Annotated in this window: 26 protein-coding genes; 16 read left to right on the plus strand and 10 right to left on the minus strand. The window is 46.0% G+C overall.

The genetic code is table 11. The features are described 5' to 3' along the window. The first annotated feature begins 98 nt into the window (after nt 1-98). Nucleotides 99-617 (plus strand): S-ribosylhomocysteine lyase, encoded by a 519-nt coding sequence (gene luxS, locus GOU96_RS04685; RefSeq protein ID WP_001130227.1) that lies wholly within the window; start codon nt 99-101, stop codon nt 615-617. 69 nt (nt 618-686) lie between these two features. Here the strand turns inward: luxS and GOU96_RS04690 are convergent, their stop codons facing one another. Both GOU96_RS04690 and GOU96_RS04695 read right to left on the minus strand, forming a co-directional pair. After that, nucleotides 687-1,967, minus strand: coding sequence for an HlyC/CorC family transporter (locus tag GOU96_RS04690; RefSeq protein WP_000340990.1), 1,281 nt, complete (start codon nt 1,965-1,967; stop codon nt 687-689). Between the two features lie 82 nt (nt 1,968-2,049). Further along, nucleotides 2,050-2,844, minus strand: coding sequence for a cytochrome C assembly family protein (locus GOU96_RS04695; protein ID WP_000369278.1), 795 nt, complete (start codon nt 2,842-2,844; stop codon nt 2,050-2,052). A gap of 212 nt (nt 2,845-3,056) precedes the next feature. On the opposite strand from GOU96_RS04695, the gene ffh reads away from it, so the two are divergent. The 5 genes from ffh (at nt 3,057) to rplS (ending at nt 6,674) form a co-directional block, all read left to right on the plus strand. Then, the gene (ffh, locus tag GOU96_RS04700; protein WP_000462715.1) at nt 3,057-4,442 is read left to right on the plus strand and encodes a signal recognition particle protein; all 1,386 of its coding nucleotides are present in this window, start codon (nt 3,057-3,059) and stop codon (nt 4,440-4,442) included. Nucleotides 4,443-4,677: 235 nt separating this feature from the next. Then, a complete protein-coding gene (rpsP, locus tag GOU96_RS04705; protein WP_000256449.1) occupies nt 4,678-4,926 on the plus strand; it encodes a 30S ribosomal protein S16 in 249 nt (82 codons plus the stop codon). Between the two features lie 27 nt (nt 4,927-4,953). Next, complete coding sequence (gene rimM, locus GOU96_RS04710) at nt 4,954-5,508, plus strand: ribosome maturation factor RimM (protein WP_002031055.1); 555 nt, start codon at nt 4,954-4,956, stop codon at nt 5,506-5,508. A gap of 27 nt (nt 5,509-5,535) precedes the next feature. Further along, entirely contained in the window at nt 5,536-6,279 is a 744-nt protein-coding gene (gene trmD / locus GOU96_RS04715; RefSeq protein ID WP_000270021.1) for a tRNA (guanosine(37)-N1)-methyltransferase TrmD, read from the plus strand. A gap of 41 nt (nt 6,280-6,320) precedes the next feature. Next, complete coding sequence (gene rplS / locus GOU96_RS04720; protein WP_000065250.1) at nt 6,321-6,674, plus strand: 50S ribosomal protein L19; 354 nt, start codon at nt 6,321-6,323, stop codon at nt 6,672-6,674. Nucleotides 6,675-6,794: 120 nt separating this feature from the next. Here the strand turns inward: rplS and degS are convergent, their stop codons facing one another. From degS to zapG, 3 genes are all read right to left on the minus strand, one after another. Beyond that, entirely contained in the window at nt 6,795-7,853 is a 1,059-nt protein-coding gene (gene degS / locus GOU96_RS04725; RefSeq protein WP_000911599.1) for an outer membrane-stress sensor serine endopeptidase DegS, read from the minus strand. Nucleotides 7,854-8,029: 176 nt separating this feature from the next. Then, nucleotides 8,030-9,397 (minus strand): DegQ family serine endoprotease, encoded by a 1,368-nt coding sequence (locus GOU96_RS04730; RefSeq protein ID WP_000743136.1) that lies wholly within the window; start codon nt 9,395-9,397, stop codon nt 8,030-8,032. A 131-nt stretch (nt 9,398-9,528) separates the two neighbouring features. After that, nucleotides 9,529-9,966, minus strand: coding sequence for a Z-ring associated protein ZapG (gene zapG, locus GOU96_RS04735; protein WP_001145863.1), 438 nt, complete (start codon nt 9,964-9,966; stop codon nt 9,529-9,531). Between the two features lie 153 nt (nt 9,967-10,119). Between zapG and zapE the strand changes: the two genes are divergently transcribed. The 8 genes from zapE to sspB all read left to right on the plus strand — a co-directional run bounded on the left by zapE (nt 10,120) and on the right by sspB (nt 16,414). Beyond that, nucleotides 10,120-11,223: a cell division protein ZapE gene (gene zapE, locus GOU96_RS04740; protein WP_258501496.1), complete on the plus strand. Its 1,104-nt coding sequence runs from the start codon at nt 10,120-10,122 to the stop codon at nt 11,221-11,223. 223 nt (nt 11,224-11,446) lie between these two features. Further along, a complete protein-coding gene (gene rplM, locus GOU96_RS04745) occupies nt 11,447-11,875 on the plus strand; it encodes a 50S ribosomal protein L13 (RefSeq protein ID WP_000847599.1) in 429 nt (142 codons plus the stop codon). Between the two features lie 15 nt (nt 11,876-11,890). Beyond that, a complete protein-coding gene (gene rpsI, locus GOU96_RS04750) occupies nt 11,891-12,283 on the plus strand; it encodes a 30S ribosomal protein S9 (RefSeq protein WP_000829823.1) in 393 nt (130 codons plus the stop codon). A gap of 327 nt (nt 12,284-12,610) precedes the next feature. Continuing rightward, the gene (petA, locus tag GOU96_RS04755; RefSeq protein ID WP_000063600.1) at nt 12,611-13,204 is read left to right on the plus strand and encodes a ubiquinol-cytochrome c reductase iron-sulfur subunit; all 594 of its coding nucleotides are present in this window, start codon (nt 12,611-12,613) and stop codon (nt 13,202-13,204) included. Then, nucleotides 13,204-14,469 carry a cytochrome b gene (locus tag GOU96_RS04760; RefSeq protein WP_001148353.1) on the plus strand — a complete coding sequence of 422 codons (1,266 nt, stop codon included), beginning with the start codon at nt 13,204-13,206 and terminating at the stop codon, nt 14,467-14,469. The genes petA and GOU96_RS04760 overlap by 1 nt, the downstream gene beginning before the upstream one ends. Then, the gene (locus GOU96_RS04765) at nt 14,466-15,203 is read left to right on the plus strand and encodes a cytochrome c1 (protein WP_000758871.1); all 738 of its coding nucleotides are present in this window, start codon (nt 14,466-14,468) and stop codon (nt 15,201-15,203) included. The genes GOU96_RS04760 and GOU96_RS04765 overlap by 4 nt, the downstream gene beginning before the upstream one ends. Before the next feature lie 99 nt (nt 15,204-15,302). Beyond that, on the plus strand, nt 15,303-15,938 hold the full coding sequence (sspA, locus tag GOU96_RS04770; protein WP_000257304.1) for a stringent starvation protein SspA: 636 nt from the start codon (nt 15,303-15,305) through the stop codon (nt 15,936-15,938). Between the two features lie 11 nt (nt 15,939-15,949). Further along, a complete protein-coding gene (gene sspB / locus GOU96_RS04775; RefSeq protein WP_000351088.1) occupies nt 15,950-16,414 on the plus strand; it encodes a ClpXP protease specificity-enhancing factor in 465 nt (154 codons plus the stop codon). 67 nt (nt 16,415-16,481) lie between these two features. Here sspB and GOU96_RS04780 read toward each other — a convergent pair whose 3' ends face one another. Genes GOU96_RS04780 through GOU96_RS04795 form a run of 4 tightly spaced genes read right to left on the minus strand, consistent with a single transcriptional unit; the run spans nt 16,482 to nt 19,808 of the window. Beyond that, on the minus strand, nt 16,482-17,051 hold the full coding sequence (locus tag GOU96_RS04780) for a BON domain-containing protein (RefSeq protein ID WP_000836325.1): 570 nt from the start codon (nt 17,049-17,051) through the stop codon (nt 16,482-16,484). Nucleotides 17,052-17,053: 2 nt separating this feature from the next. After that, nucleotides 17,054-17,644: a phosphoheptose isomerase gene (locus GOU96_RS04785; protein ID WP_000887295.1), complete on the minus strand. Its 591-nt coding sequence runs from the start codon at nt 17,642-17,644 to the stop codon at nt 17,054-17,056. A 3-nt stretch (nt 17,645-17,647) separates the two neighbouring features. Further along, the gene (locus GOU96_RS04790) at nt 17,648-18,016 is read right to left on the minus strand and encodes a YraN family protein (protein ID WP_001893625.1); all 369 of its coding nucleotides are present in this window, start codon (nt 18,014-18,016) and stop codon (nt 17,648-17,650) included. Continuing rightward, nucleotides 18,003-19,808, minus strand: coding sequence for a penicillin-binding protein activator (locus GOU96_RS04795; protein ID WP_258501536.1), 1,806 nt, complete (start codon nt 19,806-19,808; stop codon nt 18,003-18,005). The genes GOU96_RS04790 and GOU96_RS04795 overlap by 14 nt, the downstream gene beginning before the upstream one ends. A 69-nt stretch (nt 19,809-19,877) precedes the next feature. Here GOU96_RS04795 and rsmI point away from each other — a divergent pair, with 69 nt between their 5' ends. Further along, nucleotides 19,878-20,744, plus strand: coding sequence for a 16S rRNA (cytidine(1402)-2'-O)-methyltransferase (rsmI, locus tag GOU96_RS04800; RefSeq protein WP_000131547.1), 867 nt, complete (start codon nt 19,878-19,880; stop codon nt 20,742-20,744). A 209-nt stretch (nt 20,745-20,953) separates the two neighbouring features. Here rsmI and hapR read toward each other — a convergent pair whose 3' ends face one another. Then, the gene (gene hapR, locus GOU96_RS04805) at nt 20,954-21,565 is read right to left on the minus strand and encodes a quorum-sensing master transcriptional regulator HapR (RefSeq protein WP_000340100.1); all 612 of its coding nucleotides are present in this window, start codon (nt 21,563-21,565) and stop codon (nt 20,954-20,956) included. A 295-nt stretch (nt 21,566-21,860) separates the two neighbouring features. On the opposite strand from hapR, the gene hpt reads away from it, so the two are divergent. Further along, nucleotides 21,861-22,394 (plus strand): hypoxanthine phosphoribosyltransferase, encoded by a 534-nt coding sequence (hpt, locus tag GOU96_RS04810; RefSeq protein ID WP_000683351.1) that lies wholly within the window; start codon nt 21,861-21,863, stop codon nt 22,392-22,394. Nucleotides 22,395-22,411: the final 17 nt, after the last annotated feature.

Here is a 22,411-nt window from a genome sequence, read left to right on the forward strand (position 1 = left end):
CCTACCTGCAGCGCCAAGTCGTTTGGGTATACTGACAGGCGGTGAGTTAATTTAGTTTTAGTGGCGCGCAGTAAGCGAGCCAGAAAGGGAGAAAGGAAATGCCATTATTAGACAGTTTTACCGTCGATCATACTCGTATGAATGCACCGGCGGTGCGTGTTGCCAAAACCATGCAAACCCCAAAAGGGGATACGATTACCGTATTTGATTTGCGTTTTACTATGCCAAACAAAGATATCTTGTCTGAGCGCGGTATCCATACTCTAGAGCATCTCTACGCGGGCTTTATGCGCAATCACCTTAACGGCAGCCAAGTGGAGATCATCGATATTTCACCAATGGGTTGCCGTACAGGTTTCTACATGAGCTTGATTGGTGCGCCGACAGAACAGCAAGTGGCACAAGCATGGCTAGCCGCAATGCAAGATGTGTTGAAAGTTGAAAGCCAAGAGCAAATTCCTGAGCTGAATGAGTACCAGTGCGGCACTGCGGCGATGCACTCGCTCGAAGAAGCCAAAGCGATTGCGAAAAACGTGATTGCGGCAGGTATCTCGGTTAACCGTAACGATGAGTTGGCGCTGCCCGAATCTATGCTCAATGAGCTGAAGGTTCACTAAGTCGGTTCTGTACACGTTAAAAATACAAAAGCCCGAAGTTGAGTTCGGGCTTTTGTTTGAGTGCTTAACTTAAACCAAGCTGACTTTGGTTTTTCTTGGGTAAACTTTGACCAACTTAATCCGATTCTCTTCCAGCTCGAGGATTTCCATTTTGTGCTGTGCCACTTTCACACTCAGATGGCTCGCTGGGATCTCTTCAAGGTGCTCCAAAATCAAACCGTTTAAGGTTCGTGGTCCATCGGTAGGAAGCTTCCATTTCAGGCTCTTGTTAATGTCACGAATATTGGCGCTGCCTTCAATCAAGAAACTGCCATCACCTTGTGGAGTAATTTCATCGGCCAAGCTTGGAGACATGGATGTGGTAAATTCACCGACAATCTCTTCCAAAATATCTTCGAGCGTGGTTAAACCAATGATTTCACCGTATTCATCCACGATTAAACCAATGCGTTCTTTATTACGTTGGAATTTGAGCAGTTGAACGTTAAGCGGTGTACCTTCAGGGATAAAGTAAATCTCATCCGCAGCACGCAGCAGCATCTCTTTGTTAAAGTCGTTCTTCTCAAGCATAAAGCGTGAGGCTTCACGTAAACGCAAAATCCCGACCACTTCGTCAATTTTGTCACGGTACAGTACGACCCGCCCATGTGGTGAATGGACTAACTGACGCACAATCGACTTCCAATCATCATTGATATTGATCCCCGTTATCTCATTACGCGGGATCATGATGTCGTTGACGGTGACGTGTTCTAAATCGAGGATCGACAGCAGCATATCTTGGTGGCGGCGAGGGATGAGTCCTCCCGCTTCATTCACCACAGTACGTAACTCTTCTGAGCTTAAATGATCGCCTTTGCCATGTTTCGGCGAGATGCCGAGAATGCGGATCAAACCATTGGTCATCAAGTTAACGAACAGCACCAAAGGTGAAAGCAGCTTCATCAAAATCGTCAGTAACACACTGCTGGCGTAAGAGACTCGCTCTGGGTAAAGCGCGGCTAGAGTTTTAGGCGTGACTTCGGCAAACACCAGAATCACTAAAGTTAAGGCCCCCGTGGCAATTGCGACACCTAAATCGCCATACAGGCGCATACCGATAATCGTGGCAATCGCAGAGGCGAGGATATTGACGAGGTTGTTACCAATCAGGATTAAGCCAATCAAACGATCTGGACGATCCAGTAGCTTTTCAACACGTTTAGCACCTTTATGGCCGCTGTTGGCCAAATGCTTTAAACGGTAACGGTTGAGAGCCATCATGCCGGTTTCAGAACCGGAGAAATAGGCGGAAATAATGATGAGACACGCGAGTAGCGCAAATAAGATACCCGTTGATATGTCGTCCAAAACGCGAATTTTCCTTATGACAGAGTTCTAATTAAAGGCTGAATGTATTGCGAGTGTCAAATGACAGCTCGATGAATCTTGTTCAGCGCAGAATGATTTCACGTACAAAACGGCTACCGAAGTAAGCCAAGGTGAGTAACGTAGCGCCTGCGACCGCAAACCAAGTCACTTTTTTACCGCGCCAGCCTTTACGGTAATGACCCCAAAGCAAAATAGAATACACAATCCATGCGACAAACGAGAGGATGCCTTTATGGGCTTTGCCTTGGGCAAACATATCTTGCACAAAGATAAAACCAGTCAACAAGGTACCTGTGAGCAGCAAGTTACCAATCAAAATGATCTTAAATAACTGACGCTCAACCAGCAGCAGAGGCGGTAAATTAGGGTTGATAGAGAAGACTTTTTTACTTTTCAGCTTATGGTCGAGCCAAGCAAGCTGCAGCGCATACAAGGCTCCGATGCTCAATGTTGAATAAGAGAATAGCGCTAAAGAGATGTGCAGCAGCAGTTTGGGATCACTTTCCAAATGGGTAATAAAAGTTCCCGGTAAGAACGTTGCTGCAGAAAGGTTAATGGCAGAAAAACTGTAGGCAACAGGCAGCAAAAACCAGAGACGAGTTTTGAACATGGCTAAGCTCATCGCTAAAGAGATGATGAAGCTAATCAAGGAAGCCACATTAAGGATACTCAGGTTTTGCCCACTGCTATGTAGGATCAAATCACTCAGTAACCAGCCATGAAACAACAGTGCAATCGCTGCACTGATAAACACGGTTTTTGCTCGGATCCCGGTTTGATTGACCAGCCCGGGTACGATGGTCGCAATCGACAAGAGATATAACATCGCCGCGGCAATCGCGATTAAGTTGTCCATACCTGCCACATAGATAAGGGTTAAGTGGGCGAATTATACCTTGCTCTGTGCTAATGGGCTACTTTGTATCACCTTCGTTTTTGAGAGGTTAGAGCACAAAATATGGCTCAAAATGATATTCGTGAATGTGAGCATTGGGTAACGGGTATGCCTGTCCGTTTGTCTAAGGTATACTCACGCCAATTTATCGCCGCTTAGCGAAGAGAAAAAAGATGTTTGAGAATTTAACCGATCGATTGTCCAAAACGCTGAAAAATATCAGCGGCAAAGGTCGTCTTACTGAAGACAACATTAAAGATACCCTGCGCGAAGTGCGCATGGCGCTGTTAGAGGCGGACGTTGCGCTGCCTGTCGTTCGTGATTTCGTCAATCGCGTTAAAGAAGGCGCGGTGGGGGTCGAAGTTTCCAAATCTCTGACTCCGGGTCAAGAGTTCATCAAAATCGTCCGCCAGCAACTTGAAGCGGTGATGGGTGAATCCAACGAAGCCTTGAATCTTGCTGCTCAGCCTCCAGCGGTTATTTTGATGGCAGGTTTGCAAGGTGCGGGTAAAACCACATCCGTTGGTAAACTCTCTAAGCTCCTAAAAGAGCGTGATAAGAAGAAAGTGTTGGTGGTTTCCGCTGACGTGTATCGCCCTGCGGCGATCAAACAGCTCGAAACCCTAGCCAACGATTTAGGCGTTGATTTCTTTCCATCATCACCGGATCAAAAACCGATCGATATCGCGAATGCCGCAATTGATCACGCCAAGAAGAAATTCTACGACGTACTGATTGTCGATACCGCAGGTCGTTTGGCGATTGATGAGCAGATGATGGCGGAGATCCAAGCGCTGCATAAAGCGATCAATCCGGTTGAAACGCTGTTCGTGGTCGATGCCATGACGGGTCAAGATGCCGCCAATACCGCGAAAGCGTTTGGCGATGCATTGCCACTGACCGGGGTGATTCTAACCAAGGTCGATGGTGATGCCCGTGGCGGTGCGGCGTTGTCGGTACGCCATATTACCGGTAAACCGATTAAGTTTATCGGTGTCGGCGAGAAAACCGATGCCTTAGAGCCTTTCCATCCGGATCGTATTGCGTCACGCATTCTTGGTATGGGCGATGTACTGTCGCTGATCGAAGATCTGCAGCGCAATGTTGACCAAGAGAAAGCCGAAAAACTCGCGAAAAAATTCAAAGAGAAGAAAGGCTTTGATTTAGAAGACTTTCGTGAGCAGTTAGGTCAGATGAAAAACATGGGCGGCATGATGGGGATGCTCGATAAACTGCCCGGAATGTCTCAACTGCCTGCGGATATGAAAGACAAAGTGGATGATCGCGTTTTCAAACAGATGGAAGCCATCATCAACTCAATGACCATGAAAGAGCGTCAAAACCCAGACCTCATCAAAGGCTCACGCAAAAAGCGGATTGCTGCGGGTTCCGGTACCCAAGTGCAAGACGTAAACCGCCTGCTCAAGCAATTTACCCAGATGCAGAAGATGATGAAGAAAATGCAACAAGGTGGCATGAAAGGCATGATGCGTAACATGCAAGGCCTGATGGGCGGCGGTGGCCGTGGTGGTTTCGGCGGCGGTTTCTTCGGTCGTTAATTCACTCGCACGCAACCGCTTGAGTGTTCAGTGAACTTTCCAATTTGTTAACTGAATCACGGTAATTTGTAGCGCTTTAAGCTGGCGAAAAAGTAGCTAAACCCCTTGCAAAGCCTCGGAATAAGAGTAAAATCCCGAGGCTTTATTTTGGCACGAGACCCTAAACTGATTTTGTGAATTTTTTGCAAAGTGGTTTTCGGGGTTAATTTTATTTTTGAAAAGCAAAGAGGACGACATGGTAACCATTCGTTTGGCACGTCACGGCGCGAAAAAGCGTCCATTCTATCAAATCGTTGTAGCTGACAGCCGCAACTCAGCAACTGGCCGTTTCATCGAGAAAGTAGGTTTCTTTAACCCTACTGCTACTGGTCAAGAAGAAGGCCTGCGTCTAGACCTAGATCGCGTGAACCACTGGGTTTCACAAGGCGCATCTCTGTCTGATCGCGTAGCACAGCTAGTTAAAACCGCTCAAAAAGCGGCTTAATTATTACTGTTAAGTAGTAACTAGTTTATGTCGATGAAAGGTAAACAAACAATGAGCAAGCAAGACGAAAGATTGGTTGTGGGAAAACTAGGTTCTTCTTACGGCATTCGTGGCTGGCTTAAAGTTTTTTCCTACACAGACAATCCAGAAAGTATTTTCGATTACAGTCCTTGGTTCATTGAACAAAAGGGCGAGTGGGTTGAATACAAAGTAGAAGGCTGGAAACGCCACAACAAAGGTTGGGTGGTAAAACTTCAAGGACTTGATATCCGCGAAGATGCAAACCTGCTGACTAACTTTGAAATTGCTATTGACCCCGCATCACTACCTGAATTGTCAGAAGATGAGTTCTACTGGCGTGAATTGTTTGGAATGCAAGTGGTGACCACTAACGGCTACGACCTTGGTGTTGTAACTGACATGATGGAAACCGGCTCCAACGATGTTCTCGTGGTGAAAGCGAATCTGAAAGATGCTTTCGGCCAAAAGGAACGGTTAATACCGTTTCTTGAAGAGCAAGTGATCAAAGTTGTTGATCGCCAAGCTCAACGGATCGAAGTTGACTGGGATCCTGCGTTTTAACTCTTAAAATCGAATAAGCGAGGAAACATGTGGGTTGGCATCGTTAGCCTATTTCCTGAAATGTTCCGCAGCGTTACCGATTTTGGAGTAACAGGTCAGGCGGTTAAAAAAGGGTTGTTGTCAGTTGAAGCTTGGAATCCTCGTGATTTCGCTCATGACAAACGTCGCACTGTCGATGATAAACCCTACGGTGGCGGTCCCGGCATGTTGATGATGGTGCAACCTTTGCGCGATGCCATCCATGCTGCGAAACAAGCGTCACCGGGTAAGACGAAAGTGATTTACCTTTCTCCGCAAGGTCGAAAACTCGACCAACAAGGTGTGGAAGAGCTGGCGCAAAACCAGAATCTGATTCTGATTTGTGGTCGCTATGAAGGGGTAGATGAACGCATTATTGAATCTGAAGTTGACGAAGAATGGTCAATTGGTGATTTTGTAATGACGGGTGGGGAACTCCCAGCCATGACGTTGATTGATTCTGTCTCGCGGTTCATTCCGGGAGTATTAGGGGATTTCACGTCAGCAGAAGAAGACTCTTTTGCCAATGGTTTGCTGGATTGTCCTCACTACACGCGTCCCGAGGTATTGGACGGAAAAGAGGTGCCAGCGGTACTGAAATCCGGCAATCATGAGGACATTCGTCGTTGGCGACTCAAGCAGTCGCTTGGCCGTACCTGGCTTAGAAGACCGGAGCTCCTGGAAAACCTAGCTCTGACTGACGAACAGGAACAATTACTGACCGAGTACATTAAAGAGACTCGCCATCAGTAACCTATTAAATTTAGTATCAGTTTATTCTAGGAATTTAGACAATGAGTAACATCATCAAGGCTCTAGAACAAGAGCAAATGAAACAAGACCTGCCTCAATTTGCACCAGGCGACACTGTTGTGGTTCAAGTTAAGGTAAAAGAAGGTGACCGTGAGCGTCTACAGGCTTTTGAAGGCATCGTAATCGCAATCCGTAACCGTGGTCTGCACTCAGCATTCACCGTTCGTAAAATCTCTAACGGCGAAGGTGTTGAGCGTACGTTCCAAACTCACTCTCCAGTAGTTGATAGCATTGAAGTTAAACGTCGCGGTGCAGTACGTCGTGCCAAACTGTACTACCTGCGTGACCTATCTGGTAAAGCTGCTCGTATCAAAGAGAAGCTGGCTAAGAAGTAATGCTAGAACTCTCGTTCTCGTAGTAAAAAGCGGAGCCCAAGGGCTCCGCTTTTTTGTGCTCCATTTTTAACGTCGAAGGTTTCATCGTCGATGAGTGGAACCTTTCAGAATCAATTGCGTTTAATCACGAGTGTCTTCACCAATCGTAACTGGGAGTACAATCTCTTCACCCTTACGCAGTAGGGTGAAATCCACCACAGTACCGGGGCGAAGATCGGTGACGGTATCTGTGACATTCTGGCGACCGTTAATTTTTTTACCGTCGATTTTCAGCAAAATATCTTGCTCCAGAAAGCCTGCTCGGGCTGCGGGTCCATTCGGGTCAACCCCTAAAATAATGATCCCACCGACATGCTCATTCCCCAGCAAACGTGATGTCATCGAGTTAATATCTTGACCGTCGACGCCAATATAACCGCGGATCACGCGGCCATCAGCAATGATTTTGGTCATGATTTTACTGGCTAAAGAGTAGGGAATCGCAAACGAAATCCCGTAAGTTTCGAGATCGGTGGCTTGTTGAAAAGAGGCGGTATTGATGCCGACCAATTCACCTTGGGTATTGACCAATGCACCTCCTGAGTTGCCGTCATTGATTGCGGCATCAGTTTGAATAAAGGCTTGGCGACCATCAGCGCTAATGGATGAACGTCCGGTAGCCGAGATAATTCCGAAAGTCGTGGTTTGCCCTAAGTTGTAAGGGTTACCAATCGCCAATACCACGTCCCCCACTTTGGGGTGGTAATCTGGATTGAGTGGAATCACCGGTAATCCCGTGCCTTCTACTCGTAATACGGCAATATCGGTACGGCGATCTTTTCCCACCAATTGTGCTGCTGCGGCTCGCCCATCTTGTAGAGCAACGACAATTTGATCGGCCTGCGCGACGACGTGGTAGTTGGTTATGATGTAGCCTTTTTCGCTGACAATGACACCGGATCCTAAACCTTGAATCGAGAGTTTACGGCGATCATTTTCGCTGTATTTACGGTTATAAATATTGACGACGGCAGGGGCGGCTTTGCGTACCGCTTCATTAAATGAGATTTGTAGAGCGCCGATGTTGCGTGGTTGTTCGACAACGGGCATTAATTTAGCGCGTAGTGAGGGTGTCACCATAATAATGGCAATCGCAGCCAACAACCCAAGGCTGATTGAGCGAACCCAAAATTTCAGCATAGTTTCCCCAACTCAATATTGACTAAATTCCTCACTGCGAGTGGGCAAGAATAACACTGGAAAGGCATTTCGCCAAAGTTGCATCTGTAGCTTATGAATAAGTTTTTGTGCAAGTTTGGGGATTTTTGAGGTAAAGAAAGCGTTACCGCTCAGTAAGCGGTAACGCTGAGTGATAATTAACGAACAACCAAGTAAAGCGTTCTCTCTCCACGTTGGATATTCAATGCCAAAATATTCGGTGATTTTTCCATAATCGCACGCAACTCGGCGATATTTTTCACCCGCTTACGATTCACGCCAATGATAATGTCGTCTTTTTGTAGCTGGTAAGATTCAGCGGCAGAGCCTTTTTGAACCTCAGTAACCTTAACGCCCTGAATAGGATCGCTGTCAGTGGTGTTGCTTAACTCCGCGCCGCTCAAACCTTGATGCAGTGATTCTGCTTTGGTCTTGGCATTTTGCTGCTCCCCAAGCGTTACATCAATATTTTGATTCTTACCATCACGCAGCACTCCAAGAGTAATGGTTTTTCCTGCGCCTAGGGTCGCGACTTTCGCGCGTAGCTCAGAGAAGGTATCGATTTTTTTACCATTCAGCGACGTAATGATGTCACCCGCTTTTATGCCCGCTTTGTCCGCAGCACTGTCAGGAACCACTTGGCTGACAAAAGCACCTTTTGAGGATTCATAGCCGAGCGCATCAGCCAGTTCGGAAGTGATTTCACCGCCTTGTACACCCAGCATACCGCGTTTCACTTCACCAAACTCAAGAATTTGATCGGTCAGATTTTTCATCATATTCGATGGGATGGCAAAACCTATACCTACGTTGCCACCGTTTGGACCAAGGATCGCAGTGTTGATACCGATGAGTTCACCATTAAGGTTAACTAGAGCACCCCCTGAGTTTCCGCTGTTTATGGCGGCATCGGTCTGGATGAAGTTTTCAAAATTTTCGATATTCAAACCACTACGCCCTAACGCTGAAACAATGCCAGAGGTCACAGTTTGCCCTAAGCCAAATGGGTTACCGATGGCCACTGCAAAATCACCGACTCGCAGTTTATCGGAGTCTGCGATACGGATCTCAGTGAGGTTTTTCGCTTTGTTTAGCTTGAGCAAGGCGACATCAGACATCTCATCACCACCGACAAGTTCTGCATCAAACTCGCGACCATCATACAGTTTGACGCGAATTTTTTCAGCACCATTAATGACATGGTAGTTAGTAACGACATACCCTTTATCAGCGCTAATGATGACCCCAGAACCTAAGCCACGGAAAGGCCGCTCTTGGAGTTGTTCGGTCGGAAAATCCGGTCCGAAGAAAAAACGAAACTGATCCGGCAGACGCTGTCTTGAAACTTGAGTCCCTTCCACAGCAATGCTCACCACGGCGGGTGTGACTTTTTCAAGCATGGGGGCTAGGCTAGGAATCTGCTCTCCATTGACTGAGAGAGGAAGCGCTGCAGTTGCAGGCAAAGGCGAGAGAATCGCGCTCAAACTAAGAGACAGAGCAGTTAAAACAAGTAAAGGTTTTTTCATCATAAGCTCCTCAACAAATTAACGTCCGGTTGAAGTAGAAAATATGTCCATTTCAAGAAACTTCAACTGACAGTCTGCGAGTTATGACTCAAAAACCTTTACAAAGTTCACCGTAAAGTAGCGGGAATCGATTAGCTGGCTTTGGCGTTAAGCAAATCCGCTGAGCGAATGATTGCTTTTTCTTCACCGCGCAAAAGTCCTGTGGCACCCAATGCGTAATCTTTAGGTGGTTGTTCGAGCTCTTCTGGCTGTTTGCTCTCTTCTTTTTGCTGAGCCAATTTACTGAATGGGTTATCTTGCTCAGGTAAATTGGGGATCAAATCGGTGGCGGTTTTCGCCATGTGTTGATACAGCTTAGTGTAATCTTTTCCTAGGGTATCGAGCATTTCTGCTGTCTGCGCAAAGTGATCAGACAGTTCTTGGCGCTGCTGCTCTAAGGTGAATTTTGCGCTCTCGAGTTCTTTTTGCAGGTTCTTCTGCGTCTTATATTGAGGGGTAGTCAAACGAGCAATCAGCATCCCGACAGCAATCCCCACTAGCAATCCAGCAATGGCATAGATCCAAGGCATAACAGCTCCTTATTGTTGTTATTTAACATGTTTTTTACCCATCGGTTACACATGTACGAGGGACATGTTACTATGAGACCCAAGTTGGATAAAGCAAAATGCACGTCAGCTATTTTGCGTTTATGGCTCTCCTTGTAACTGTAGTAGACCAAGATGACTCCGAAGCAGCGATACGAAAAAGATTTACAACGCACTGATTTTTATAGTGATGAAGCACAGGCGCGTGCCGTCAATGCCTTAGATAATTTGTATCACCAATGGCTAAATCACCTCAATCAGCCAGTGGTACGACCTTCTGTATGGCAAAAGCTCATCGGTAAGAAGCCAACAGTGACGCAACCGCCACAAGGTCTCTATATGTGGGGAGGTGTCGGACGCGGTAAAACCTATCTTATGGATACTTTTTTTGAAGCCTTGCCGACAGAAAAAAAACTTAGGGTTCATTTTCATCGCTTTATGTATCGGGTGCACGATGAATTACGCACTTTATCAGACGTCAGTGATCCACTTGAAATTGTGGCTGATCGCTTTTGTGCTGAGGCAAACATTATCTGTTTTGATGAGTTTTTCGTCTCGGATATTACCGATGCGATGATCCTTGGAACTCTGTTCGAGGCCTTATTTAGACGCGGTATCGTATTGGTAGCCACTTCGAATATTGCCCCCAAGGATTTGTACCGCAATGGGTTACAGCGAGCCCGATTCCTACCTGCAATTGCGTTGGTGGAAACGCATTGTCAGATCCTAAATGTAGATAGTGGTGTCGATTATCGTTTGAGAACCTTACAGCAAGCGGAAATTTATCATTACCCTTTAGACAGTAAAGCTACCGATAACCTACAGCGTTACTTCCAGCAGTTGATCAGCTCAGAGCAGGCTCCTGAGACGCAGATCGACGTTAATCACCGAATGATTACGGTTGAAGCGGCAGGAGACGGAGTATTGTATGCGACCTTTGCTCAGTTATGCCAAACGGCACGTAGCCAAAATGACTATATTGAGCTGTCGAAAATTTATCACACTGTGCTGCTGGCGGATGTCAAACAGATGAACAAAAGTAGCGATGATGCCGCGAGGCGCTTTATTGCGCTGGTGGATGAGTTTTATGAGCGACATGTAAAGTTAATTATTTCTGCTGAAGTGCCCCTTACCGATCTGTATACCGATGGTTTGTTAGAATTTGAATTTAAACGCTGCCAATCACGCTTAATTGAAATGCAAAGTCATGATTACTTAGCGAAGGAGCACTTGGGCTGAGTACAAAATGGCTTCCCCAGTAAGGCGTGGATTTTTTTTCTCTTTTCATGCAAAAAAAGGTGATTTTTTCTGCGCCCTTCTCTATAATCCTGCGACCCACCGTTACTGCAGGTCCTTTGTGGCCGAGAGTGCCACCCACTCGAAGGGGTGATGACTGGGCTCTTAGACAGTGGGAGCGAAAGCTCCTTGAAGTGTAAATTTAAATTAACGGGTTATTATTAGCATGAAAACTTTCGTTGCTAAACCAGAAACTGTAAAACGCGACTGGTACGTTGTAGACGCTGAAGGTAAAACTCTTGGCCGTCTAGCAAGTGAAATTGCATCTCGCCTACGTGGCAAACACAAAGCTGAATACACTCCACACGTTGACACTGGTGATTACATCATCGTTGTTAATGCGGAGAAAGTTACTGTTACAGGTAACAAGGCTAAGAACAAGATGTACCACCGTCACTCTGAGTTCCCAGGTGGCCTGAAGTCATTCAGCTTCGAGAAGCTGATTGAGCGTAAGCCAGAAATGGTACTTGAGTTAGCGGTTAAAGGTATGTTGCCAAAAGGTCCTCTAGGCCGTGCTATGTACCGTAAGCTGAAAGTTTACGCTGGCGCTGAGCACAACCATGCTGCTCAACAACCAAAAGTACTGGACATCTAATCGGGGATTTCGGAAATGGCAGAGAATCAATACTACGGCACTGGCCGTCGCAAAAGCTCAGCTGCTCGTGTTTTTATTAAACCAGGCAGCGGCAACATCGTAATCAACAAGCGTAGCCTTGAAGAGTACTTCGGTCGTCCAACTTCTTGCATGGTTGTTAAGCAACCTCTTGAACTGGTTGACATGGTAGAGAAACTGGATCTGTACATCACTGTTAAAGGTGGTGGTATTTCTGGTCAAGCAGGTGCTATCCGTCACGGTATCACTCGCGCTCTGATGGAATACGATGAGTCTCTACGTCCTGTTCTACGTGCTGCTGGCTACGTTACTCGTGACGCTCGTCGCGTTGAACGTAAGAAAGTGGGTCTACGTAAAGCACGTCGTCGTCCACAGTTCTCTAAGCGTTAATTTTTCCTTTTGGAAAAATACGCTCCAGTGTTACTGGATGTGGTTCAAAAACCCGGCTTTATGGCCGGGTTTTTTACATCTCAAGATCTGCTTGGCAGATTCCTAATTCCCCTCTTCTCAATACTCGATAAATAAGTTGTTCCTTTTGTGATGCCGCGAGCGATTTGAATTGACAAATGTTACAGAAAGGTAGCTTTATCTTGTCAAAAAGTAGGGTTTTATTTATCATTTGCTATCAAATAAATACAAAATAAACTCGTGTTTGTTAGCCTTGCTCTTTAAACGGAATAAGCAGGATCCATAAGGAGCAAATGGGAGAATGTCTGGATGAGTAATGCGCCTCTAAATCAAGGCCGCAGACGATTTCTGACCGCTACAACGGCCGTTGTGGGTGGTTTAGGAGCCGTTGCGGTTGCCGTACCTTTTATAAAATCGTGGAACCCGAGCGCGAAAGCAAAAGCGGCCGGTGCCCCTGTCGAGGTTGAAATCAGTAAACTCGAAGAAGGGCAGATGGTTCGTGTTGAATGGCGTGGTAAGCCTGTTTGGGTGGTTCGTCGTTCACAAGCTGTCGTTGAAGGTTTGAAAAGTCACGAAAACCAACTTCGTGATCCGAATTCTGACGAGCTACAACAGCCTAATTATGCTCAGAATCCTTACCGTTCGATTAAGCCTGAGTACTTTATCGCAGTCGGTATTTGTACTCATTTGGGTTGCTCACCAACTTATCTTCCAGATTCTTTTTCTGAGCAAGTCCAAGGAGTTAAGTCTGGATTCTTCTGTCCATGTCATGGTTCAAAATTTGATATGGCAGGGCGAGTATTCCAAGCTGTTCCGGCACCACTAAATCTTGTTATCCCGCCGCACATGTATCTCAGTGATACGCGGATCGTGATTGGTCTTGATGAGACAGGGGAGGCATAATGCAAGCTCTACTTGATTGGGTAGAAAAACGCCTACCTGCCATGAATGCGTACAAGAAACACCTTTCAGAATACCCAATGCCAAAGAACTTTAACTTTTGGTATCTGTTTGGTTCGCTTGCGATGTTGGTTTTGGTCAACCAACTCCTGACCGGTATTTGGTTAACCATGAACTATGTGCCATCGGGAGAGGGCGCTTTTGCTTCGATTGAATACATCATGCGTGATGTGGAGTACGGCTGGTTATTGCGTTATATGCATTCAACCGGGGCTTCTGCATTTTTCGTGGTAGTTTATCTGCACATGTTCCGTGGCTTGATTTATGGATCATACCAAAAGCCTCGTGAGCTATTGTGGATCTTCGGTATGCTGATTTTCCTTGTGTTGATGGCAGAAGCCTTTATGGGCTACCTCTTACCTTGGGGACAGATGTCTTACTGGGGCGCACAGGTAATCATTTCGCTGTTTGGTGCAATTCCGGTTATTGGTGATGATCTCACGCTGTGGATCCGTGGTGACTATGTCATTTCTGGTGCCACACTAAACCGTTTCTTTGCTTTGCATGTGATTGCGTTGCCAATCGTATTACTGCTTTTGATCGTGCTGCATATTCTGGCTCTGCACGAAGTTGGCTCAAATAACCCTGATGGTATTGAGACTAAATTGCCAAAAGGTTCAATGGGTGAAGGCTACGAATCACAGTTTAAATTCCATGAGTACTACACTAAGAAGTACGACATTATCGATTCGATCCCATTCCATCCTTATGGCACGGTGAAAGATTTAATTGGTGTTGCGGGATTCTTATTCTTGTTCTGCTATGTGTTGTTCTTCAATCCAGAGATGGGGGGATACTTCCTTGAGCCGCCCAACTTTGAAGCAGCTAACCCACTGAAAACACCAGAACATATTGCGCCTGTTTGGTACTTTACGCCGTTTTACGCCATCTTGCGTGCGGTTCCAGATAAGCTGCTAGGGGTTATCGCGATGGGGGCATCGATTGTTGTATTGTTCCTGTTACCTTGGCTGGATCGTTGTAAGGTTCGTTCTTACCGTTATCGTAGCAAATTCCATTTATTCAATATTGCTCAGTTCACTGTTAGCTTTATTGCCTTAGGGATTTTAGGCGCGCTACCTGCAACTCCAACCTACACACTGTTGGCTCAGATATTTAGCTTGTGTTACTTCATGTTCTTTGTGTTGCTGTTCTTCTACAGCAAAAACGAAGCCACTAAGCCATTACCAACAAGGGTGACATACAAATGAAAAAATGGATTGTAGTTTTGTTTGCTATGCTGCCTTCACTGGCGATGGCGGCTGGAGCAAATGTGCATTTAGATAAAGCGAATAACGATTTGACGGATCAGGCTTCGCTACAAAATGGTGCTAAGTTGTTTATGAATTACTGCTTTGGTTGCCATTCTACTCAGTATCAACGTTATGAACGGGTTGCCAATGATCTTGGCATCCCAGCTGATTTAATGAAGGAAAACCTGATTTTTGATCCTGAGACCAAAATTGGTCAATTGATGGAAAATGCGATTCCCGATAAATCGGCAGCGAAATGGTTTGGTGCGCCACCACCAGATTTGACACTAGTTGCTCGTGTGCGTGGAACCGATTGGTTGTATACCTATTTGCGCTCATTTTACACGGATCCTTCACGTCCTTTTGGCGTGAATAACATTGTGTTTCCAAGCGTAGGTATGCCCCATGTTCTTGAAGAGCTTCAAGGTACTCCTGAGCCTATTTTTGAAACCAAAGTCGTCGATGGCAATGAGGTTCAACATGTGGTTGGCGTGAAGTCACGTGGAAACGGTGAATTGAGTGAAGGGGAATATAACCAAGCAGTACGTGACTTGGTGAATTTCTTGGAATATTCCGGTGAGCCGATGAAGCTTGAGCGCCAAAACTTAGGCTGGTGGACAATGGGTTTCTTAGTGATCTTCACCATTGTCGTTGTCGCACTCAAGAAAGAGTATTGGCGTGATGTGCACTAATTGTGCTATTATGCTGCGCTAATTCCCGATTGTTAACTCATCAGTGGAGGCTCTAGCCTCCATTGATTTTTTGTACCCGCATCTGTACTGGAGGGCTCCATGGCTGTAGCTGCCAACAAACGTTCTGTGATGACTCTATTTTCAAGTGCATCTGACATGTATAGCCATCAGGTTCGCATTGTGCTAGCTGAAAAAGGCGTCAGTTTTGAAGTTGAGTTGGTTGATGAGAACAACCTTCCAGCGGAACTGATTGAGCTAAATCCTTATAAAACAGTTCCAACACTGGTTGATCGCGAGCTTGCTCTGTATGACTCAAAGATCATCATGGAATACTTAGATGAGCGTTTCCCTCATCCGCCACTTATGCCTGTTTACCCTGTTGCACGTGGTAACAGCCGTCTGATGATTTATCGTATCGAAAGAAACTGGTATTCATTGGCAGAAAAAGTAGTGAATGGTTCTCCTGAAGTTGCTGAAAATGCGCGTAATAAGCTACGCAATGATCTGTTAACTTTAGGGCCTGTGTTTGCTGAGTTTGAATACTTCATGAGTGAAGAGTTCAGTCTGATCGATTGCTATCTTGCTCCACTGTTATGGCGTTTGCCTGTGCTGGGCATTGATTTAATTGGCCCTGGCTCAAAAGAGCTGAAAGTGTATATGAACCGTGTATTTGAACGTGATTCATTCTTGGCTTCACTGACTGAAGCAGAACGCGAGATGCGTCTGGCTCGCTAATGGATGCCGGAATGGATATTGGTCAAATGACACCACGCCGACCATATTTGCTACGTGCATTTTATGATTGGTTACTGGAAAATGAATTAACGCCACACCTCGTCGTTGATGCCACTTTACCGGGCGTGAAGGTGCCACTTGAATACGTTCAAGATGGTCAAATTATTCTGAATGTTGCTCCACGCGCGGTGGGAAACCTAGAGTTGGGCAATGATGAAGTGACTTTTAATGCCCGTTTCGGTGGTCGTCCTCATTTGGTTATCGTGCCTATTTATGCTGTGCAGGCCATTTATGCCCGTGAAAATGGCGCAGGCACTATGTTTGAGCCGGAGCCTGCTTATCTAGATATGATGGATTTTCCTGAAGAGATTGATTCAGATGACTCCTTGATTGAGCTGGAAAGCGATGTTGCGGTTGAGCACACTGAAGAGACTCCACGCCCTAGAGGCAAACCGAGTTTACGTGTCGTGAAGTAAATAAATCTCATGAAATCAAAAAGGCAGCGGTCATCGCTGCCTTTTTCATATCCCACTCTCAAAATCGTTACTGAGCGTAATCAAACGCCTTCACAACCTGTTTCACACCTATGATATTTCTTGCGACATCAATGGCCATCTCTGCGTGTTCAGGAGAAACGTATCCAAACAGATAAACGACGCGATCCTCTGTCACCACTTTAATTTTAATGCCGTTGAGCTCAGATTTCGTTAAAAGCGCCGATTTTACTTTGGTGGTTATCCAACTATCGTTGCTGATTTCACCAACGGAGAGTGGCGCTTTAATTTGCACTTGGTTATGCAGCTCTTTGACGCCTTTGAGTTGACGAGCCTGAGCAATAAATTGCTCTAAGATCGCTTCATTGCGTGACTGTCCCAATAACACGACGGTTCCACGGTAAGCAACGGCAGAAATGCGTGCATCTTTGCGGTAAGGTTCTTTATTGGCAAGGCCTGCAACTTCAAGTTCAACATTGTTATCTTGCCAGATCTCTTGCGTGCTGCGCGGATCGGTCACAATATTGGCTGTGGTTGCGGCACCCGCGATAAACAGTCCGGCACACCCTGTTAGAGTGGCGAGCAAACCGGAAACGATAAGAAGTCTAATGCTTTTCATATTTACTCTTCATGGGCTGGGAATAACACTTGATCAATCAAATCACATAGGCAGTGTAGCGTTACCATATGTACTTCATGAATGCGAGCGGTACGGTGTGATGGGATCCGAATTTCCACGTCATTTTCACCAAGCAGTCCGGCCATTTCACCGCCATCTTTGCCCGTGAGAGCAATGATCGTCATGTCGCGAGTTACGGCCGCTTCCATTGCTTTGATGATATTTTTACTGTTACCGCTGGTTGATATTGCAAGCAAGATATCACCGGGTTGGCCAAAAGCTCGAACCTGTTTTGAGAAGATTTCTTGATAGTGGTAGTCGTTAGCGACGGCGGTGAGCGTCGTGTTATCTGCAGTCAGAGCCATTCCCGGTAAGCTTGGGCGTTCGGTCTCAAAGCGATTTAAAAGGCAAGAAACAAATTGTTGTGCATTGACCGACGAGCCACCGTTACCGCAGCAGAGAATTTTATGACCGTTAAGTAAACTCGCCACCATGGCTTGTGCGGCATGCATAATGGCATCGGGTAACGCCTCCGCTGCGGCGATTTGAATTTGAATGCTTTCGGTAAAACTGTCTTTAATGCTATCGAGCATTGTTTATCCTTCAGTAATAGCGTTTTTTAACCAATCAATATGTTGCCCTTGTTGATGAATGGCAATCACATCAAAACGAAAATCCGCACTGTGACTATTCATCTTGTTGGCGAGCATCCAACAATTTGCGGCTTTGATCAAGCGAGCACGCTTGGTTCTCGTGACGGTTTCCGCGGCGTGACCATGTTGAGTGTTGTTTCGATAACGTACTTCGACAAACACCAATGTGTTTCCATCACGCATGATTAAGTCTAATTCGCCAAAACGGTAGTTCACATTTTGTGTGACTAGAGTAAGGCCTTGGCGGCGAAGATAGTCCGCCGCCATTTGTTCATAATGATTTCCTTGGTGCCTAGAATTAACGAACACCATGCTCTGCCCAGCTGATTTCACGCTGAATCACACATTGTTCATCAATACTTAGCACACCCGTTTGTCCATCAATCGTATAGCCTTCGACGATTTTCATTTGTGGAAGTTCCACCATCAAACGGTAGGCATCCATCCCCAGAGCTTGCAAGCGGCGCTCTGCATTTGAGCTTTCGGGCCAGATTTGGGTTAGCTGCTCTTTGATACTTGGCGCTGGCTGTATCAGCAGTGGAATATCACTGTAAGTCACGCCTGACAAATCTTCGTATTGGCGACCACCTGTGTTGCTGTTCGAGTTTGAGAACAGTTTTGGTGGGCGGGTATCCGGGTTGATAGCCACTTCAATAAATGGCTTGATCAAGGTGAGTTCTGAGCTGTTTGCGACAATATACACAGCATCTATATCACGGCGGCTACGAGGTTGGCTCTCTAAGCCCATACCAAGCAGAGATTCCATCTGTGCGATGTTTTGTTGGCTATCCTGTAAGCCAAAAATGGAGTTGATATTGCGTTGTAATTGACGCTTGTCGCCAAAAAGATTCACTGCCACTTTGTTTTTGCTGTAACGACGCCACTCTTCATTAAAGGCTTCAACCACACGTTCACCATAAGCGTTTTGGGGCGCGAGGATCAGTGGGTAACGGTAGCCTTGAGTGAACAGATGTTTCGCCGCTTGTGCGACTTCTTGTTCAGGTGATAGAGCGAGATAGCAAGCGCCCGCCGTCGTATCAATTTGATCCGGGATGTTCAGTGCCAACGTTGGGATCATTTGGCCACGGCTTTGTTGGAATTGCTGCAGTTTTTCGATATTACCTTTGATCAGTGGACCCACAACAAAATCAATTTGTTTGCTGGTCAGAATCGCATCAACAGATTCGAGCGTTTCGGCATTGGTATCGATGATCGTCAACGTCGCGTTTGTTTGGCGATCGGCATCGTTCATCATGGCAAACACAAATCCATCACGAATAAATTGGGCCTGCTTAGCAAATTTACCAGTCAAGGGTAACAGTAAAGCGGTGTTAGTCGGCTTGACGATTTCTAAAGCCAAAATATCGGTAATGGCTTTAGGGGTATAAATTGCCGCTGGGTGCTGCGGATTTTCAGCCAGCCATTTTTCTAAGGTATTTTTCAGTTGTGGTAGATCGCTACCCAGCGTTTTCATATAGATCGCAAGCTGTAGCCAGCCATCCAACTGCGCTTCATCGGGCTCAGCAGAAAGCTTGATAATTTTGCTGGCGGAGTAGTGATTGAGGTTTGCCCAGATTTGATCCGCTAATGCTTCTTTGTCCTTGTTGGATGAAAGGCCGTAAAGCGCCACTAACTCACGAGTGGAGTCAAAAGAGCGATCCAGAGCCGTGAATATGTCCGCACGAAGCTGGTGATATTGCTGCCATTGAACTTGAGGTAACGACCAATTGGCTTGGAAACTCAGTTGCTCTAGAGCTTCTTGATATTGTTCGGTATTAGCTAATAACTGAGCGCGCAGCAGTTGCCACTGCGCCTGCTGAGTTGGAGTCAAGGGCTGTTTCGCCAAGCGCATGATCAGAAGTTGGGCTTGATCGGGATTGTTTTCCTCTATGGCGGCTTTGAGAGCCATGATCAGCCAATCATTTTGTTGATTACCTTGGCTGGCATCGGCTCGCATCAAATACGTCTGCGCCGTTAAGAGTGGTTGAGCGGTAATATCGACCACATCCGGTGACGAAGGTTGAGTCGAACAGGCCGATAAAACGATTGATAATGCAATCGGAGTGAGTAAGCGTGGTACACTGCGTCGCTGATGGTGGTTCATAGCCATGAGTTCTTTCGTTAGTCCGTGTAAAATTGTCTCTATATTAATCGTTGATGTGATGGTAAACAAATGACAGATAATAAAACCGTGCCAAATGGTGCTCCAACTCTTTATATTGTCCCAACCCCGATTGGTAATCTGGGTGACATCACACAACGCGCTCTGGATGTATTAGCCAGTGTCGATATGATTGCCGCTGAAGATACGCGTCATACCGGAAAATTATTAGCTCACTTCAACATCTCGACCAAAACGTTTGCTTTGCACGATCATAATGAGCAGCAGAAAGCCCAAGTCTTAGTGGATAAACTGCTGTCTGGTCTATCGATTGCCTTAGTGTCCGATGCTGGCACGCCTCTGATCAGTGATCCAGGTTATCATTTAGTCACTCAATGTCGTCAAGCAGGCGTTAAAGTTGTGCCACTTCCAGGGCCATGTGCGGTGATCACAGCGCTGAGTGCATCAGGCCTGCCGTCTGATAGTTTTAGCTTTGAAGGTTTTTTGCCGGCAAAAAGCAAAGCACGTAAGGATAAACTGTTAGAGATCGCGAAAGTGAGCCGTACCTGTATTTTTTATGAATCGCCACACCGGATCTGCGAGTCACTGCAAGATATGTTAGATGTACTTGGTGGCGAGCGTGAAGTGGTACTTGCCCGTGAACTCACCAAAACCTTCGAAACAATTCAAGGTATGCCTTTGGCTGAGTTGATTGAGTGGATTGCTGAAGATGATAACCGTAAGAAAGGCGAAATGGTGCTGTTGGTGCATGGATATCGGGATGCGGGTGAGCAGCAACTGCCAGATGAGGCTCTACGCACCTTAACGATTTTGACTAAAGAGCTGCCATTGAAAAAAGCTGCTGCCTTAGTGGCTGAAATTCACCAGTTGAAAAAGAATGCATTGTATAAATGGGGCTTGGAGAATTTAGGCGAATAATTTTCTCTTCTATCCATTTCCTACTTGAAGCTGTAGCGGTGTTGGCAGAATTTGCGCACCCCAATCACAGAGTGTATCTATGCTCGTGGGGATTCACTCATTTGCCGCCTACCTGTAACACCAAATCGTTTAGGTATATTACCGCTGGAAGTGATACCCATCTGAAAACAAAAAAGGGCGCGGATGCGCCCTTTGTGCTGCCCAAGAAACTAGTTCTTATAGATACACAGCATATTGAGGTAGCTATCGACCAACTTATACACTGCTTCTTGTTCACCTAAACGGTTCACTTGTAAGAAGATGGAGTAGAAGATACCGTGGAACAGGCTGGCCATGTTATCGACATCGTGTTTCTCACACAATTCGCCACGTTCCATAGCTTTCATAAACATGTTTCTGATCAGCAGTTGGTTAGTTCGGTTGGTGGAAACAAACAGTGGCCAAACTTCGTCACGGGTTGAAGCACTCCACTCAAACCAGACTTTGAGCCAGTGACAATCGGTCATCGCCAATTTCACCATCTCTTTGCACAGAGTTTGTAGGTTGGTTTTCACATCCAAATCAAGATCGATGTGATCGGTCAAAAAATTGGAGTACTGACGAACCACAAAATTCAGCACATCGTCAACCAAGTCTTCACGAGTTGGGAAGTAGTTGAACACTGTTGCAACGGAGACTTGCGCAATCTCGGCAATATCTGCGTGACCACCACGACCAATGCCGCGTTTAGCAAACACTTCCAACGCGATTTCCATCAGTTGTAGTTTGCGTTTTTGAGGCGATAGCCGAGTTCGAGGGCGTTTTTCGATTGATGCGTCCATAGGGGTATATCCTTGCCAATTGAGTTGTTGATTGAGCATTTTGCTCTAATGATTATTTTGTTATTTGCTACTTAAAGCCCTATGAGTGTAATGGTGCATATATTCAAGGTCAATCTCTGTTGGGTGAAAAATGTGCAACTATGTTAATTATTTGTCGTTTCAGCTTGTTTTATTGAGTGGGTGCATAACAAAGCGAGGATGAGTAGGGAAACGATTAACAGGATTTGAGTGAAGTGGTACTATACGCGCCACCAAAGTCAGCGATACTGACATCGCCCAACACAACGAGAATGGTATGAAACACACAGTTGAAGTCATGATTTCTGAGCAAGAGGTCGCCCAGCGCATTCGCGAATTAGGTCAACAGATCACTGAGCATTATCAAGGGAGTAGTGATTTAGTTTTGGTTGGATTGCTGCGTGGTTCTTTTGTTTTTATGGCGGATCTTGCTCGTCAAATTCATCTGACTCATCAAGTCGATTTTATGACCGCCTCTAGCTATGGCAACAGTATGCAAAGCTCACGTGATGTGCGCATTCTGAAAGATCTCGATGACGACATCAAAGGTAAAGATGTATTGCTGGTGGAAGATATTATCGATACAGGGAATACCTTAAACAAAGTGAAAGAGATTCTGGCGCTGCGTGAGCCTAAATCGATCCGTATTTGCACACTATTGGATAAGCCAACCCGTCGTGAAGTGGACGTTGAAGTGAATTGGGTCGGTTTTGAAATTCCTGACGAATTTGTGGTCGGTGTCGGTATCGACTACGCGCAGAAATATCGTCACCTACCTTATATTGGCAAAGTGGTGCCTCTGGCGGAATAAACCAAGCTCACGATTGA

Source organism: Vibrio sp. R-1, from assembly GCF_035615595.1.
Lineage (GTDB): Bacteria > Pseudomonadota > Gammaproteobacteria > Enterobacterales > Vibrionaceae > Vibrio > Vibrio cholerae.